At 62.7% G+C, this 15,766-nt stretch carries 10 protein-coding genes; 5 read left to right on the forward strand and 5 right to left on the reverse strand.

Annotated features, from left to right (window positions below; genetic code table 11):
• Positions 1 to 118 precede the first annotated feature (118 nt).
• Positions 119 to 889 carry a TerC family protein gene (locus NCT03_RS18205; RefSeq protein WP_250493388.1) on the forward strand — a complete coding sequence of 257 codons (771 nt, stop codon included), beginning with the start codon at positions 119 to 121 and terminating at the stop codon, positions 887 to 889.
• A gap of 28 nt (positions 890 to 917) precedes the next feature.
• On the opposite strand, the gene NCT03_RS18210 is transcribed toward NCT03_RS18205, so the two are convergent.
• Positions 918 to 2,531, reverse strand: a complete 1,614-nt coding sequence (locus tag NCT03_RS18210; RefSeq protein ID WP_250493389.1) for a Na+/H+ antiporter — start codon at positions 2,529 to 2,531, stop codon at positions 918 to 920.
• A gap of 131 nt (positions 2,532 to 2,662) precedes the next feature.
• Between NCT03_RS18210 and NCT03_RS18215 the strand changes: the two genes are divergently transcribed.
• On the forward strand, positions 2,663 to 2,866 hold the full coding sequence (locus NCT03_RS18215) for a hypothetical protein (RefSeq protein ID WP_250466987.1): 204 nt from the start codon (positions 2,663 to 2,665) through the stop codon (positions 2,864 to 2,866).
• 123 nt (positions 2,867 to 2,989) lie between these two features.
• Complete coding sequence (locus NCT03_RS18220) at positions 2,990 to 4,828, forward strand: glycoside hydrolase family 15 protein (protein ID WP_250493390.1); 1,839 nt, start codon at positions 2,990 to 2,992, stop codon at positions 4,826 to 4,828.
• Positions 4,829 to 5,155: 327 nt separating this feature from the next.
• On the opposite strand, the gene NCT03_RS18225 is transcribed toward NCT03_RS18220, so the two are convergent.
• From NCT03_RS18225 to bcsA, 3 genes are read right to left on the reverse strand one after another with little or no spacing between them, the layout of a single operon-like run.
• Positions 5,156 to 7,978: a cellulose synthase subunit BcsC-related outer membrane protein gene (locus NCT03_RS18225; RefSeq protein ID WP_250493391.1), complete on the reverse strand. Its 2,823-nt coding sequence runs from the start codon at positions 7,976 to 7,978 to the stop codon at positions 5,156 to 5,158.
• The gene (locus NCT03_RS18230) at positions 7,959 to 10,271 is read right to left on the reverse strand and encodes a cellulose biosynthesis cyclic di-GMP-binding regulatory protein BcsB (protein ID WP_250493392.1); all 2,313 of its coding nucleotides are present in this window, start codon (positions 10,269 to 10,271) and stop codon (positions 7,959 to 7,961) included. The genes NCT03_RS18225 and NCT03_RS18230 overlap by 20 nt, the downstream gene beginning before the upstream one ends.
• Before the next feature lie 13 nt (positions 10,272 to 10,284).
• A complete protein-coding gene (bcsA, locus tag NCT03_RS18235; RefSeq protein ID WP_250493393.1) occupies positions 10,285 to 12,657 on the reverse strand; it encodes a UDP-forming cellulose synthase catalytic subunit in 2,373 nt (790 codons plus the stop codon).
• Positions 12,658 to 13,033: 376 nt separating this feature from the next.
• Between bcsA and NCT03_RS18240 the strand changes: the two genes are divergently transcribed.
• Positions 13,034 to 13,915, forward strand: coding sequence for an IclR family transcriptional regulator (locus NCT03_RS18240; protein ID WP_250466998.1), 882 nt, complete (start codon positions 13,034 to 13,036; stop codon positions 13,913 to 13,915).
• On the opposite strand, the gene NCT03_RS18245 is transcribed toward NCT03_RS18240, so the two are convergent.
• Positions 13,912 to 14,985, reverse strand: coding sequence for a porin (locus NCT03_RS18245; RefSeq protein ID WP_250466999.1), 1,074 nt, complete (start codon positions 14,983 to 14,985; stop codon positions 13,912 to 13,914). The two genes, NCT03_RS18240 and NCT03_RS18245, sit on opposite strands and share 4 nt — an antisense overlap.
• Positions 14,986 to 15,448: 463 nt before the next feature.
• Here NCT03_RS18245 and NCT03_RS18250 point away from each other — a divergent pair, with 463 nt between their 5' ends.
• Complete coding sequence (locus NCT03_RS18250; RefSeq protein WP_250467001.1) at positions 15,449 to 15,766, forward strand: non-heme iron oxygenase ferredoxin subunit; 318 nt, start codon at positions 15,449 to 15,451, stop codon at positions 15,764 to 15,766.

Genomic DNA, 15,766 nt, shown 5'->3' on the forward strand with positions numbered 1-15,766 from the left:
TCCATCCATGTATTCGAAAAAACCGAAGTATGGATTCGATTATCACTGATTTTTCCGATCACGTATTTTCGCCATCATCGGGGCTCGGTCACCTATCGACAACAATATCCCACTGCTCATGGAATACCTTCTCGCGCTCGCTACCGACCCCGCCGTCTGGGCCGCACTCGTCACGCTCATCGTGATGGAAGTGGTGCTCGGCATCGACAATCTGGTCTTCATTTCGATACTCAGCAACAAGCTGCCCGAAGCGCAGCGCGCACGCACGCAGCGTCTCGGCATCATGCTTGCGCTCGTCATGCGGCTCGTCTTGCTCGGCACGGTGGCGTGGATTGCGCAACTGACTCAACCGGTGTTCACCGTGTTCGAGCACGCGTTTTCATGGCGCGATCTGATCTTACTCGCGGGCGGTCTCTTCCTGGTATGGAAGGCCACCACCGAGATGCGTCATCACGTGAACAAGGACGCGCATGCGCCGGGCGCGGTATCGGGCGTAGCCAGTCTGACGGCATGGGCGGCCATCGGTCAGATTCTGTTGCTCGATCTCGTGTTCTCAGTCGACAGCATCATCACGGCGGTCGGCATGACGGAGCATCTGCCGATCATGTTTATCGCAGTGATTTTCGCGGTCGCCACCATGCTGTTTGCCGCACAACCGCTGTCACGCTTCATCGAGCGCAATCCGACCGTGGTCACGCTGGCCTTGAGCTTCCTGCTCGTGATTGCGATGACGTTGATCGCCGAAGGCTTCGGCACGCACGTACCGAAGGGTTATATCTATGCGGCGATGGGTTTTGCGGGCTTCGTCGAAGGCTTGAATCTGCTGTCGAGGCGCGGCAAGAAGAAGCCGCGCGAAGACGCGGCGCGGCTCGATGGCGTGTCGGGCTAAGCAACACGATCCGAGGCTTCGCGGCGGTTTATCCTCTTGCGAGCAACGCCGAGACTTCTTGCAGATCGAACTCGCGTTCGAGCGAATGCAGCAGCGAATCGTGGATCAGGCCGCTGCGATGCATCTTGAGTAGCTCGGCGCGACCGGCCGCAAGGCCCGCGAGCACGACATCGTAATGAGCACGGCGGGCATCGACCGGAAAATCATCCAGCGACTGGAAGCGTTGCGAGAGGCTCGCCCGATACGAGTATTGCTCGAAGAGACGCGGATGGATCACGTTGCCCTGCGCATCGTGGACGAGCGGGCGGATCGCTTCGAGTTGCGCCGCTTCCAGGCGCGACCACGCTTGCGGCTCGCTCAGATGACGCTTCGAGCGCTCGGGGCCGCCTTGAATGGCGAGGAGGGCGATCAACGGGCCGATAGTCGTGCCCTGCAGCAGCACCGTGACCAGAATGACGGCAAAGCCCGCGAAGAGAATGAGGTCGCGTCCGGGCATCGAATCGGGCAAGGACAACGAGACAGCCAGCGTTACCACCCCGCGCATGCCTGCCCAGCCGATGACCGTGGCCGCGCGCCAGTTCGGAACGATAGCGTTCGGCTCACCGTCCTCGTTGCGGTCCTTTCGCCCGGTGGCGTGCCATATCGCGCTTTTGACAGCTTCCACGGCATAGACCCACACGAAACGCGACAGGACCACGACGGCGATCACCGCGCCCGTCGCTGGCGCGAGCAATTCGAAGGCGTTGCCTGCGCCGCCCAGACGCGTCACGATACCGCGCAGCGACAGTCCGATCAGCACGAACACGAGCGATTCCAGCACGAACACGACCACTTGCCAGAACGCCGTGCCGCGCATGCGCTGCGCCGCCGAGAAGACGTCATGCTGATGCCAGCCGACCACCATCCCGCACGTGACGGTCGCGATCACGCTCGAAACGCCCAGCTCTTCCGCCGCGATGTAGCTGACCCACGCGGTGAGCATCGATGTCGTGATGACGAGGTAATCGTCCTCGAGCGCGCGCAACAGCCGCACCGCGATGAATCCCGCCACCACGCCCACGATCACGCCGCCGACCGCGAGCACGGCAAAGCTGCCAAGCGCACGCGGAGCGCTGAACATGCCGCTCAATGCGGCGGCCACGGCAAAGCGAAACAGCACGAGACCCGCGGCGTCGTTGAGCAGACTTTCGCCTTCGAGCAGCACCATGAGCCGTCGAGGCAACGCGACGCGTTCCAGCACGGCCTTCGCGGCGACGGCATCCGGCGGGGATACCACGGCACCGAGCGCGAAGCACGCGGCCCAGGGCAGGGCGGGCACGACCAGATGCACGGCATAGCCGACCGCGAAGGTCGTAAAGGCGACCGCGCCTATGGCGAGCAGCATGATGCCGCTGAGATTACGCTTGAAGTCGTCCCATACGAAGAAATACGCGCCATACATCAAGAGCGGCGGCAGGAACACGACGAGCACGAGTTCCGGGTCGAGCTCGAAATGCGGCGTGCCGGGAATGAATGCCATGGCCGCGCCGCCCACCAACAGCGCGGCTGCGGGCGGCAGATTCAGGCGCCGCGCCAGCACTTCCAGCGCGATGATGGCGATGAGCGAGACAAGCACCAGATTGAATGCCGACACAGCATGCATGAGTAGATTCCTGGCGGATGGTGGCTATGTTGTGCCTTGCACGGACGGAAATCCGTTAATCGGCTATCTTCGAGTCTTGGCGACCGGGCGTTTTCGCGTGCCGGCAACATCGTATCCGATTGGGAGCCTGGATGAAGCGAAACACGTCTGGAGTGGCAGTGGTGGCGGTGCTCGTGGCCGTCGTCGTGGCGGCAACGGTTTATATCGCGAGCTTCGGCAAGTCGTCGCGGCATGCCGAACTAAATGCCGAGCCGGCGCAAGCTCTAGCCATCGAAGCGTCCGCGCCGATGGCCAGCGGTGCGTCGGAGGCCGACGCGCGCACTGCGGCGCGTTAGATGTCGACCGACATACGACAGAAAGACGACAAACACGGGAACGTGTCTTGCGTGTTCGGCGTGATCAGGCAGACCGACCGACTCGCATTACACACAGGCTGAAGTCAGGCCAAAGGCATTCTCATGGGCCATCCATCCCAAGAAGTTCCGCCTAAAAAGATTCCCATCGATGCACGCGGCATGATCGGCAACATGAAGACGGCCGCTCTCGTGTCGTTGCGCGGCGCCATCGACTTCATGTGCTTTCCGCGCATCGATTCGCCGACGCTCTTTGCCGAGCTTCTCGATGGCGAGCACGGCGGCGCATTCGCGATCACGCCAAGAGAGGAGCAGGCGAACGTCAAGCAGATGTATCTGCCCGAAACGAACGTGCTGCTCACGCGTTTCATGACGCACGATGGCGTATGCGAATTGCTCGATCTCATGCCGGTGCCATCGGGCGAGGCGAGAGTCGATGCCGTGCCCAACTGCGTCATGCGTATCGTGCGGCTCATTCATGGAACCATGACGCTCGATGTGCGTTGCGCGCCGCGCTTCGATTACGCGCGCATTCGCCATGGCGCGCGCGCAGTGACGAAGGGCATCGAGTTCATTCCGGACGACAAGACCGCGTCCGTCCAGTTGCTGGCAAGTGTCCCGCTGGACATCCAGAATAACGACGCTTACGCCACGCTCGAATTGAAGGCTGGCGACGCCGCATGCTTCGCGCTCGGCGCAGGCGACGACTTGCAAAAGCTCGAATCGAACTTCGAGAGCATCCTTGCCGAGACCATCGATTATTGGAAGGAGTGGTCGTCGCGATCGACGTATCGCGGACGTTACCGCGAAGTCGTGTTGCGTTCGGCCCTCACGTTGAAGATGCTCAGCTCGGACGAGTTCGGCGCTATCGTTGCCGCACCGACCTTCGGCTTGCCGGAGTCGCAAGATGGATCGCGTCGCTGGGACTATCGTTTTACATGGATACGCGATGCCGCGTTCTCGGTCTATGCGCTGCTCAGACTCGGCTACACGGGCGAAGCGGAACGCTTCATGAAATGGATTGGCGAGCGCAATCGCGATTGCAGTTCGGACGGCTCCTTGCGCGTGATGTATGCCGTCGATGGTGAAACCGCGCTCGAAGAAGCGGAGCTCAGGAACTTCGCCGAGGCCACGCAGGCGAAGGTCGTGGTCGGCAACGAGGCGCGCGAGCAGATGCAACTCGATGTCTACGGTGCGTTGCTCGATTCGCTCTATCTCTACAACAAATACGGCGCGGCTATCTCGTATGAAGGCTGGAAGCATGTGACGCGTACCGTCGACTACGTGGTCGAGCACTGGCGCGAAGCCGATCACGGTATCTGGGAGTTTCGCAACGGCACGCGTCCGTTGCTGCATTCGCGGCTCATGTGCTGGGTCGCGGTGGATCGCGCGTTGCGGCTCGCGGAGAAGCGTTCGCTGCCTGCGCCGCTTGCAAAGTGGTTCAAGACGCGCGATGAGATTCATCGCGACATTCACGAGGAGTTCTGGAACGAGGAGTTGAAATCGTTCGTGCAGACGCCGGGTTCAGCGACGCTCGATGCCTCCACGTTGATGATGCCGCTCGTGCGTTTCATCGGTCCGAAAGATCCGCGCTGGGTCGGTACGCTCGATGCAATCGGCCGCGAATTACGTGTCGATCCGCTGATTTTTCGCTATACACGCGGCTCGACGCTCGATGGATTACCGGGCCTGGAAGGCGGCTTCAGCGCATGTTCGTTCTGGTATGCGGAAGCGTTGGCGCGCTCCGGCCGTGTGGATGAAGGCCGGCTCGTGTTCGAGAAGATGCTCGCATATGCAAACCATGTGGGGTTATTTTCTGAGGAAGTAGCGACCAATGGCGAGGCGCTGGGTAATTTTCCACAAGCGCTGACGCATCTGGCTTTGATCAGCGCGGCTTATCAGTTGGATCGGGATCTGGACCGGGTGCATGTGGCGTGGACTTGATGCTAGCTTGGCCACGGCGCGGCATCTGAGCGTGTGGCCAGCAACCAATGTCGAGGCTAGATTCAAATGATTGCCGCAGCCCCTGAGCAGGACATCAGGATATCGCCCATACAACAAAAAAATTTGCTAATTTATGTTATGTAAAGTAACGAGTTGCCCGCCATATCAGCTCGTCTGTCTTCAGCCAAAGCACCACGACAACCGCCAGCGCAAATCAACCTCGTCGCGCCGAAGCGGACAAATCCATCATCAAAACGGTCGCGCGAAACGTCAGCGACACGCCGATCACCCACAAACCGTGACCGACGTGCCGAAGCCCCAACCGCATCACCGCGATTCATCAAACGCCAGCCTCAAATCCCGCGCACTTTGCGGCAAATCACGACTGAACACCGCGCTGCGCGGCGACAAAAAGTACCGCACGTATGCAATGGCGGCAATTTGCCGGTCCCGTCCAGGCGTTACGTTGACATCGGCAAGCGCACCCACTTGCCAGCGCGAAGTCACCTGCAGCGCGCCCGCAAGTTGAACGTGCGCGTAAGGCCCGCGATCGTTGCTGCCGCTGCAATCGATCACCACGCCCAGTTTCGCGGCCTCGGTCGTCGAGCACGACCCCATCGATTGCTTCGAATAATTCCAGCCGCTTTCGATGTTTCCCGAGACCTGCCAAGACTGGCCTTCCTTCGATAGAAACTGAAGCGCCGCGCCCACGCTGGTCGATCTCTGCGGACTGTAATAGCCGCCCTGCGTCGGCACGAAGAAGTTCTCGTTACGCCGATAGCCCAGGTAATGCAGCGCAGGCCCGATGCTCAAATAGTCGAAGCCCGGCGCACGCAAATCGTAGCTCGCCGCGACATCGACGCCTAAGCCTTCGTTACCTTGGACCTCATGGCCCGTCAGCCAGTCCAGATGACCGCCCGCGCTGACGTTCCAGCGCTCGCCGATCTGCCAGCGCGCGCTGCCGCCCGTCGTGGCACGCGTGACGCGGCCCCATTCGAAGACGTTCGCGTTGGGATTCGTGCCGTCAAGACGCACGGTTTCGCCGCGCCACGAAAGCAGCGAATCGCGCACCGGCAGCGCCGCGGCATAGGCCGACCACGCGCCCCACGACGTCGTCTGGCCGACGCCCGCCTCGCCCTGCAACGATGCGCCGAACGGGCCGCCCTGCGTGGCGCCCGCCATCGCATGGACGTCGAGGCGATCATCGCCCAGACGCACGGTCTGTGTGAGCTTGCCCTGCAATTCTTCGGCGTTGACGTTGCCCGTGCCGCTGTTCAGAAACAACTGGCGATAGCGCAGTTCGTAAGAGCGCGATGCGTCGAACCATTCGGCATCGAGCGTCGGTGAAAACACCGTCAAGCGGTTCTCGCCGCGCGTGCCCGCGTGATTCGCCCAGCCCAAACCGGCGGTGATCGACGGCGCGTCGATGCCGGTGAGATCGGCGGGCAGATAGTGCGCGATGCGCTGCGCGTCGGCGTTGCCCGCAATCGCATTGCGCCACATGCGCTCTGCTTCGACGAAATGCTTCTGGTAATAGAGATGCTGCGCGTCGAGCGCCGCGGTGTACGCGGGCAACGGCCCCGTATCGGCGCTTTCAGTATGCGTCGCGCGATGACCACGCCCTTGCGCTTTCGAACTCAGCGCAATGCCCTCGGCGCTGTCGTCGTCATGATGTTGCTGATAGTTCGCCTCGAACACGCGCTCCGCTTGCGCATAGTCGCCCAGCGCAAAGAAATTCCAGCCGCGCAACGGCTCGACGCGTTCATCGGCCGCGCCCGCGTCTTGCGCGGCGTCGAGCGCCGTCAGACTATCGCGATAGCGCGCTTGCCGGTACGCATCGCTTGCACGCGCCATGGCAACTTCCGCGCGCAGCGCACGCGTACGCGAATCGGTGGCGAGCGAGGGTGACTCGATCAGGCGCTCGGCATCATCGAGATCGCCTTGCGCCATGCGTACTTGCGCGAGGCCCAGCATCGCGTCGTTCAAGGTCGCTTTGTCGCAGTCGCTCGCGAATTCGAACCATTGCGCGGCTGCGACGTAGTCGTTCTGTGCGAGTTCGAGCCAACCCGCGCGCATGGCGGACGGCCCATCGCGCGAGTCGCGGATCGACGGCGCGAGTTCGGCGAGCGTGCGCTTCGTGCTTGCCGCGTCCGTCGCCCATGTCGATGATGCATCGAGCACGCGCGCATTGCGCAGGCGCGCGAAATCGCGTGCGGCGGGCTCGCCGCGAGTCCCCTGCTTCCATTCGATGTCGATCAATACGTCGGCCTGTGCGGCGGGCAACTGCTGCGTCGCGCGCTGCAGCGTGACCACGCGATTCACATCGGACGTGCAAGCGGCGACTATCGGCCGATAGAGCGCGTAGACCGCTCCGTCATCGCCCGCGGCGGCGAGCAGTTCGCCCGCTCGCCATGCACGGTCGATGTGCGCGCAGCCGAACGCATCGGGGTCGCTGGCAATCTGCGCGCGCAGCAAGGCGACATCGCCCGCGAGCGAGCGCTGGATTTGCGCGTCACGCTGCTGACGGGTGCGTTCTGCGACGAGGCTCGCGGGCGGTGACCACGCAGGAAAACGCCGCTCGACGCGTGTGAGCATCGCGTCGAAATCGGCGAGGCGCCTTGCGTGCAAGAGGTTCCAGAGCGGACGCTCGTCGGGCGCGCCGGGCGCTTTGGTGGCGGGCGTGCGCATGCTTGAAGCGTGAGCCGCCGTCGGATCGCCGGACGGCGTGCGCGGCATTGCGTGCACGAGAACGTTCGTTTGAGCTTGTTGCTGGACTTCCTTGATGGTGCTCGTCGAGTTCGCGCTGTTCCTTGCGTTTGCCGCACTCGCTGCGCCCTTCACGCCTGGCGCACGCGTTGAACTGGCCGCGTTAGCCGCACTCGCGGCCACTCCCGGCATGACGCCACGCTCCGCCGAAACCACGTTCCCCTGCCCGCCTGCCGCGACCGCGGCGGACGGCAACGCGGCAACGCAAAGCAATGCCGTCGCGAGCCGCGCACCTACGGCCGGTGTAAAGCGCGCACGGTGGCGCGGGATGTCGCGGCCCATCCTGTATGGATCGCGCGGACCGATGACGCTCATCGACATGGCCGTTTCCCGCACGAGCAATTCGGCGAGCGTATTGCGCCGATCAGCTTCTCGAATCGACATGATGCTTGCGGTGATAACGACGCAACAGCAATGCCGTGAGCGCCGCGAGCATCGCAAGCGCCCCGGCCAGCACGCCGTAAGCCATCCCCGGATGCGCCGACACTTCGTAGCCGATATGATCGAACGCGCCGATCTCGCCGACTTCGTAGCGACGGCTCACGCGCGTCGTCCAAAGCGCGTCGCTGTCGAAGCTGACGACGCTCACGTCGCCATCGAGCGATCCCCAGTGCTGCGGCGCGATCAGCTGCTGCACGCCATGCAGCAGTTCGGCAGGCGTCGCGGCCGTCAAAAGCGTGGTCGTCGCGGTGGTTTTGCTCGCGGCGCTGCGATACTGCATCACGAGCAATTGACGCGACAACTTCATATCGCCGTCGAGCACCATGTCGGGCGCGACGTCCGCCGCGTAGGCCGGCTTGCCGAACACGCCCGCCACGCGTGCCCAGATGCTGTCGGCGAGCGTGGGCTCGGCCGGTGCGGGCTCGTTGCTCGCAAAGCGCATGGACTTGCCCGGCGCCCACGGTGCGCCGTTGAGCGCCGCGCGCGGCAACTCGGCGCCCGCGCCGACTACGATGGTCTGCCGGCCCACGCCCGGCACGCCCGCCGTGATCTGCGCGGCGGTCAGCGGCCTGCCCTGTTTCTGCGCGAGCTTGCCGAGGAGCGACCACGCGGCGTTCAGCGTGTCGTCGTCGCGCGCGTTGAGCTGAATCGCGAGATCGGCGCCATTGGCGCGGCGCGTGTATGGAAAGCCGCTTTCCGCGAAACGCCGAAGGTCCGGCAGATTCGTGAAGTGCAGCATGGGCGGCAGCTCGATGGTGGAATCGTCGAACAAGGACAGTTGCAGATTGGCCGACTGACGCAGCGTGCAGCGATCGGTCACGAGCGGCACGAGCACCGGGCGCAGCGAGAGCACGTTGGCGCCCGGCTGGAAGCGCTGCAACGGCACGGACACGCGATAGCGGTTGACCACCGCGCCCTGCTGCTGATCCAGCGCGACGGCCTGCACGAAGCGGTCGTTCAGGTACAGGTTCAGCACCGAGTCCGAACGCATGCGCGCGCCTTCGGCAAAGTTGAGCGTCAGCACGGCCTGCGCGTTTTCCGGCGCGTAGGCATCGGCGGGTAGGGTCAGCGCCACATCGGCGCTCGAGCCCACACCGAGCGTCGTGCTGCGGAAGCCCAGATCGCGCAGCGAGTACGGCTTCGTGCCGGACAGCGCGTCACCACCCTTCGCGCCGTCCATGCGCGCTTCCGTCAAACCGTCGGCCGTCATTTCGGCGCGGCGCGGCAGCGGCAGTTCCGCGTGCGAGAACACGCGCGCGGCCAGATTCACTTCTTCATCGGTACGTCCCGCGACGAGCAGCACGAAATGTCGCGGATCGTCGGGCTTCGGATAGACGCCGAGAAACGCGCCGCCGATACGCTCCAGCATGGCTGCATCGAGATACGGCGCAAGCGTGTCGCGCTTGCCGATCAGGAGTACGTCGGCGTTGGCGAGCGACGCGAGATCGAGGCCACGCAACATGCCCGCGCCCTCGCCCGCTTGCGCATCGAGCACGCGCAGATCGGCATTCCTGTAACGCAGCCGCAACGCGACGCCCTGAGCAAGCAGACCGCCGCTCGAAAGCTGCGAGTCCGTCACCGGATGGACTGCGTTGACGATCGCGATGGAGCGCTGCGCATTCTGCTTCGGATCGATCAGATCGTCGAGCGTGGCAAGCTGCGGCGGCGTGCTGGTGAGCGGGCGCAATTCCGTATCGACGGCAAAGGTCGACGCGCTGGTATCGACTTCGGTCCATAGTTCCGGCGCATTCGGTTCTTCGCAGTTCTCGGTCGAATGCTGCGCGACCTGGAAGGTCAAATTGTTATAACCGGCGCGCAGCAGTTCGGCGGGCACGCGAATGTCGGCAGTCAGTTCCGGCTGACGCGGCGAAAGAGGAAACTGTGCGATTGCGCGATCGTTGACGCGCACGACGAGCTGCGAGCGTTCCCCGAGCAAGGACACCGAGTTGGACGCGACCAGATGCAGCGTCGCGCCGCGCACCGCTTCACGCGCAGACACGGGCACGCTGACCGAACGTGAAGCGGACGCGCCGACGATACGCATCGGGCCCGACAGATTCGCGTAGGTCGCAAGCGACACGGGCGACGATGCCGCCGTCGCGTTGGCGGTGGCGTCGGCATTGGCCGCGAGCGGCGCGGATGCGGCTTTCGGCGCATGCGATGCCGCCTCTGCCGTCGCGCCGAAAATCGCGCACGCCGCCCAGCCGGCAATCATGGTTTTTCGAATGGCAAACATGGTGAAGATCCAGTCAAGACTTCGCTTGCGTGACGACGTCACGCAGATCACGCCGTCGCTGCGACAACCGTTTCGCGACATAGCGCAGGAGCGCGGTGAAAAAGGTCCGGTAGTGCGCGAGCGCGTGCACGGTGCCGAGCCGCACGACGAGGCCGAGACCTCGCCGGATGCCGATGCGTTTGTTGCGGCCGTCGCGGAAGCTGCGCCAGCGGCCGCTGTCGCCATAGACGAGCGACACGCGGTCGCTCAAGCCTTCGACGCTGCGATCGGCGAACTCGACGCCGACCGCGCACGTGCCGTCGCCGCGCTCGAACACACCGCGCACGATTACCGGCAAATGGCTGTGGCAACCACGCGCGGCATCGAAGGCATCGAGCGTCGCGGGCGAACCGCGAGGAATGGAAGACTCGGCGTCGAATGGCACGATGAGCTTCGCGCCGCCTGCCGAGAGATCGACGATATGGCAGCCGAACGCCGGAGAAAACGAGCGGACGGGTGTTGCCGCATCCGTGTTGGCGGACTCCGGCAGCAGAAGCGTGCCGGCAATGTCGGCGGGTACACGCGGCGCGACGCGGCGCTGACGGCGTTCGTATAGCACGCCGATACACGCATTGAGCAGCACGAGATTCAGCACGCTCCACGCAACCGACGACGCGATCACGCCGCGCTGCGTGTCGCCGTCGATCAGACGCCATACGCCGACGATGGCGGAAATCAGCACGCCGAGATACATCGCGTAGAACGGCCCGGCGAGTTCGGAAATCTGATCCGCGTCGCTTTGCTCGCCCTTGGGCGTCACGTTGAAGGTGGGCGCGCGCGGATTGAGCAGCACGGCGATCACGCCGCGCAGCGAGAACAACGACAGCAGCATTTCGTAGACTTCGGAGATGAGCGTCCAGCGATACTTGCCGAAGAGATAATCCGTCGTGAGGATCACGCCGGCCATCTGCGGCAGACCGTATGCAAAGAACTCGGGCAGCGTCGCGTTATAGAACTGCAAACCGAACAGCAGATACAGTGCGGGCGCGAGCAGAAACACGACGCGCGCATAGCAGAAGAACCAGAAGAACGCGTTTGAAAAGTAGCAGATGCGCTGCGCGAGCTTGAGCCCTTTCATGCGCAACGGATTGCGAAAGAGAAGAAGCTGGATCATGCCCTGCGCCCAGCGCACGCGCTGAACGACGAAGCTCGCGAAGGTTTCCGGCTGCAATCCGGCGATCAGCGGTTCGTTCAGATAGGCGCTCCGATAGCCGCGTGCGTGCAGCACCAGCGCCGTTTCCGCATCCTCGGTAATCGACGTGCCCGTAATGCCGCCAATCTCCATCAGACACTTGCGGCGCAGCACCGCCGCCGAACCGCAGAAGAACGATGCGTTCCAGAAGTCGAGACCGCGTTGAATCACCGAGTAGAACATCTCGTTCTCGGGCGGCATCTTGCCGAACATGCCGAGGTTCTTTTCGAGCGGATCGGGATTGCTGAAAAAGTGCGGCGTCTGCAACAGGAACAGCTCACTGTCGCGCTGAAAATGACCGACGGTCTTTTCGAGGAAATCGGCGGTCGGCACGTGATCGGCGTCGAAGATCACGATGAGTTCGCCGCTGGTTTTGGCGAGCGCCGCGTTGATGTTGCCCGCCTTAGCGTGCTCGTTGCGCTCGCGGCTCAAGTACTGTGCGCCATGCCGCGCGGCGAGCAGGGAGAGCGTCAAGGCGCGTTCCTGCGCGGCTGCGGCCTTAACCGGATCGGTCTGCGTGCGCTTTTGTTCGGTGCCGCCATCGTCGAGTAAGTAAACGTTCACGCGCTCGCGGTCATAGCGCATGTCGAGTGCGGCGCGCAGCGTGATCTCGAGCATCTCCGGCGGCTCGTTGTACGAAGGCACGTAGACGTCGACGGTCGGCAGCGGGCCGGCCGAGCGGTTCAACGGCACGCCTGGGCGCTCCAGCGCCCGGCTATTGACGAACAGACCGCCCAGCGTCAGCACGATGCCATAGAGTTCCGCGCCGTACATCATCATCATCAGGATGAAGTCGGCGAAACCGTTATAGCCAAGTGTCGAGGTGGTGCGCCAGCAGACGTAGCGCATCGAAAGGAAAGCGGAACACAAGAGGAAGAAGAGTCGCGTGTGTTCGATGAAACGCGAGCGGCGCAGCACGACCATCACGGCGAGCGTGGCGAACGCCAGGCAAAACTGCGCTTCGAGGTCGATGCGAACCATCGCCAGCACGGCGACGACCGCGAATGCCGCGACGAATGCCACGACGATTACCCAGGTCGGCAAGCCGCCGGGCCGTCGAGGCGGCGGCGCGTGTTCGACACCGACGCTCGGCATCTCGCGCGCGGGCGGCCGCAATGCACGCGGCGTGAAATTCAACCTGGTCGTTACACTCATTAATCTCGCCCGCGTTGATTCGATTCAAGGCACGGGTCCTTAAGACCGTGCGTTGCCCCATTGGCATCGGCGCGTTCCGCCCACACGGAGAAGAACCAAGGAGAACAAGGCGCCTGATTCACTTATCGGCAGGTCTCAAGAAATCCTGAGCAAACGTTTCCTGGGAAAGAGCGGTTTCGGTTTGAAAATGATTTTTATATGAAAGAAGTACCGACATCCGCTCGTGAAAAGCGTGGAAAGCACCTTTTCGGTGCTCTCGATATCGGGGGGCGCGCAGGTCGAATCGCAAACGCGCACTTTCGACGATCGGCTTGCCTAGTCAGCCCGCGCGTTATCATTGCCATCTCTCGAATAACAATGAAGACGACCGCCGATCATGGCTTCAGGCAGACAAGATGAAACCGACGCGGACTTCCGCCCCGACGGGGAAGCGGACGCGTCCACGGCAGGCGCCAACTATCTCGTGCCAGGGCTCGAACGAGGCCTGCGCATTCTCGCTGAATTTTCGGCGCGTGAGCCGGTGCTCGGCGCGCCGGAATTGTCGCGCCGCATCGGCATTCCACGGACGACCACGTTTCGCCTCTTGCAGACGCTCGAATCGCTCGGCTTTCTCGAACGCGTGAATGGCGACCGCAATTTCCGGCTGGGCGTCGCGGTCTTGCGACTCGGCTTCGAATATGTGAACTCGCTCGAACTGACCGACTTTGGCACACCGTTGCTTGAACGCCTGCGCGATGCCACCGGCCTTTCCACGCATCTGCTGATCCGCGATCAGTGTGACGTGGTCTTTATCGCCAAGGCACAGAGTCACGAGCGCATGTTCAGTTCGGTGAAGGTGCAGGTCGGCACGCGCCTGCCCGCTCATGCGACCGTGCACGGTCACGTACTCATGGGCGACCTGACGCGCGAGGCGCTTCGCACGCTTTATCCGGAAAAGCGGCTCGAGCAGTACACGGACCGCACGCCCGTTACCGTCGATGAACTGTACGAGCGCGTCCGCGAGTGCGCGACGCTTGGCTATGGTCTGAGCGAGGCGTCGTTCGAGCGCGGCATTTCGGTGGTCACGGCGCCGGTGCGCGACCGCGCGGGTGCTATCGTTGCGGCCGTCACGGCGACCGTGCCGCGCTCAGACATCGGGCGGGACGAGGAGAAGCGCCCGCTTATCGAAGCGGTGTGCGGCGCGGCCATCGACCTGTCCGCGCGGCTGAACTACCGCCCATCGCCCGACGATCCGACCGCGCGGCTCCTCTCCCGCTAGAACGAGTGATGAATGCCCGCGAGCACGATCACCTGATTGGCCGTGCTCGACACGCCCGCCGTGAAGAACGCCGCCTTGGCGCCCGACGTGGCGTGCTCGTAGAGCGCATTGACGTATAGCTGCGTGGACTTCGACAGCAAATAGATCTCGCCGATTTCGAATTGCGTCCAGCGTCCGCCCGCGAAAGTCGTGGTGGCCGCGCCGCCCGCGATCCAGTTGTCGGGCATGAGCTTGTAGGTGAGACCGGCATCGTAGGACTGGAACGTGTTCGAGAAGCCATTCGATTCCAGCTTCACACGCGTATAAAGCCCATGCACGAGAAACTTGCCGATCTCGTATGACGCGCCCGCGCCCATCACTTCCTGCTTGTCCGCCACGTAACTCGCGGATGCAACGCCCTGGAAGGTGTTGATGCCCGTCGTGACGATGGACGGGGTGCGGTTATGCTCGTTCGCGTAAGTCGCGGCCGCCTTGAACGGACCGTTTGCATACGAGACGCCAAAACCGAGGTTCCTGCCCGTGGAAAAGTTCGTCGTGTTGCCTAGGCCCATCATCGCGCCGGCGGAAAAGCCATAGAAGTTCGCCGAGCGGAATTTGACCGAGTTGTCGTACGGCACCACGCCCGTATCGGCGAGTTCGTCGAGATTGCCCGGATGGAACGCGTACCAGCTTGCCGCGAGATAGGCCGTCGAAAGCGGTCCGAGCATGTCGAAGCTGAATGGCGTCTGATGCCCGAACGTCAGCGTGCCCACGTTGTTCTGATCGAGACCGAGGTAGGCTTGCCGATTCCACAGCGTGTTGGCCTTCGCGAAGGTTCCGGTATTCGTATAAAAGCCGTTTTCGAGTTGCGCCACCGCCTTAAGCCCGCCGCCCAGATCCTCGACGATCCGAAAGCCCCAACGATCCGGCTGCATGTTGCCCTGCTCTTCCATCCACTTCGGATGTCCGCCCACGTTGTTCACGTACGCGATCCCGGCATCGAGGCTGCCGTAAAGCGTCACTGTACTTTGCGCCGCCGCGCCGGTTGCGATCCCGGCTCCGAGCAGCCCCGCTGCGATGATGTGCTTCACCCTTCGTCCTCCTAACCGTGTGGTTCAAGAGCGGACCCGTTCCGCTTCTTTCCTTTGCCGTTTCGTAGCGCTTGACCGCAACCCGGACGGCCTTCGATGACCGTGCTTCGGAAGGCATCGCGCTGATCGATGGTTACGTTCCATATATGGATCAACGTCCTGCCTATGGAAAGTATAGAGAGGTTTTTAGCGCGGAAATAATAATTTTGCGACGCGGTCGGCAACGTCAAACGGGACTGAAGAACTGTAACTCCGGCAGGAAAAATGCTTCTGAATCAAGGTCAAAGCGCACTCTAGGCGCGTTGGAGGCGAGATTGGATGCACATTTTTAAAACGCAGCTTCGGTGTTTTCACCTAGAGCGGCGGATTTTTATTTTGTCGCAGCAAAAGCACTCCTATAATGCCCATACATAAACTGATGTTCCTTAGGTGGAACGCAATACGATCCCAAGGAAGGTGAGAGATGGCAGAACAGTGGCGTTGCGCCGGTCATGCCGGCGACCTGTCGGAAGACGCGCCGATCGAGTTCAAGCTCGACGACGGCGCGGAAATCGGCATCTACAAAGTCGGCGATGAGGTGTATGCGCTCGAAAACGTCTGCCCGCACGCGTATGCGCTGCTGACGCAGGGTTTTATCGATGGCGACACCGTCGAATGTCCGCTGCACGAAGCGGTGTTTCACATCCCCACGGGCAAATGCATGAAAGAGCCCGGCGGACGCGACCTGAAGATGTATTCGGTGCGTCTGGCCGGTGAAGAAATCCAGATCAAGGTGGCGTGA

It is taken from the genome of Caballeronia sp. GAWG1-1, from assembly GCF_023631465.1.
Classification (GTDB): domain Bacteria; phylum Pseudomonadota; class Gammaproteobacteria; order Burkholderiales; family Burkholderiaceae; genus Caballeronia.

Bases quoted from the DNA above. Each gene is read 5' to 3' on its own strand.
- NCT03_RS18205 (WP_250493388.1), top strand. From the start codon at position 119: ATGGAATACCTTCTCGCGCTCGCTACCGACCCCGCCGTCTGGGCCGCA.
- NCT03_RS18210 (WP_250493389.1), bottom strand. From the start codon at position 2,531: ATGCATGCTGTGTCGGCATTCAATCTGGTGCTTGTCTCGCTCATCGCC.
- NCT03_RS18215 (WP_250466987.1), top strand. From the start codon at position 2,663: ATGAAGCGAAACACGTCTGGAGTGGCAGTGGTGGCGGTGCTCGTGGCC.
- NCT03_RS18220 (WP_250493390.1), top strand. From the start codon at position 2,990: ATGGGCCATCCATCCCAAGAAGTTCCGCCTAAAAAGATTCCCATCGAT.
- NCT03_RS18225 (WP_250493391.1), bottom strand. From the start codon at position 7,978: ATGTCGATTCGAGAAGCTGATCGGCGCAATACGCTCGCCGAATTGCTC.
- NCT03_RS18230 (WP_250493392.1), bottom strand. From the start codon at position 10,271: ATGTTTGCCATTCGAAAAACCATGATTGCCGGCTGGGCGGCGTGCGCG.
- bcsA (WP_250493393.1), bottom strand. From the start codon at position 12,657: ATGAGTGTAACGACCAGGTTGAATTTCACGCCGCGTGCATTGCGGCCG.
- NCT03_RS18240 (WP_250466998.1), top strand. From the start codon at position 13,034: ATGGCTTCAGGCAGACAAGATGAAACCGACGCGGACTTCCGCCCCGAC.
- NCT03_RS18250 (WP_250467001.1), top strand. From the start codon at position 15,449: ATGGCAGAACAGTGGCGTTGCGCCGGTCATGCCGGCGACCTGTCGGAA.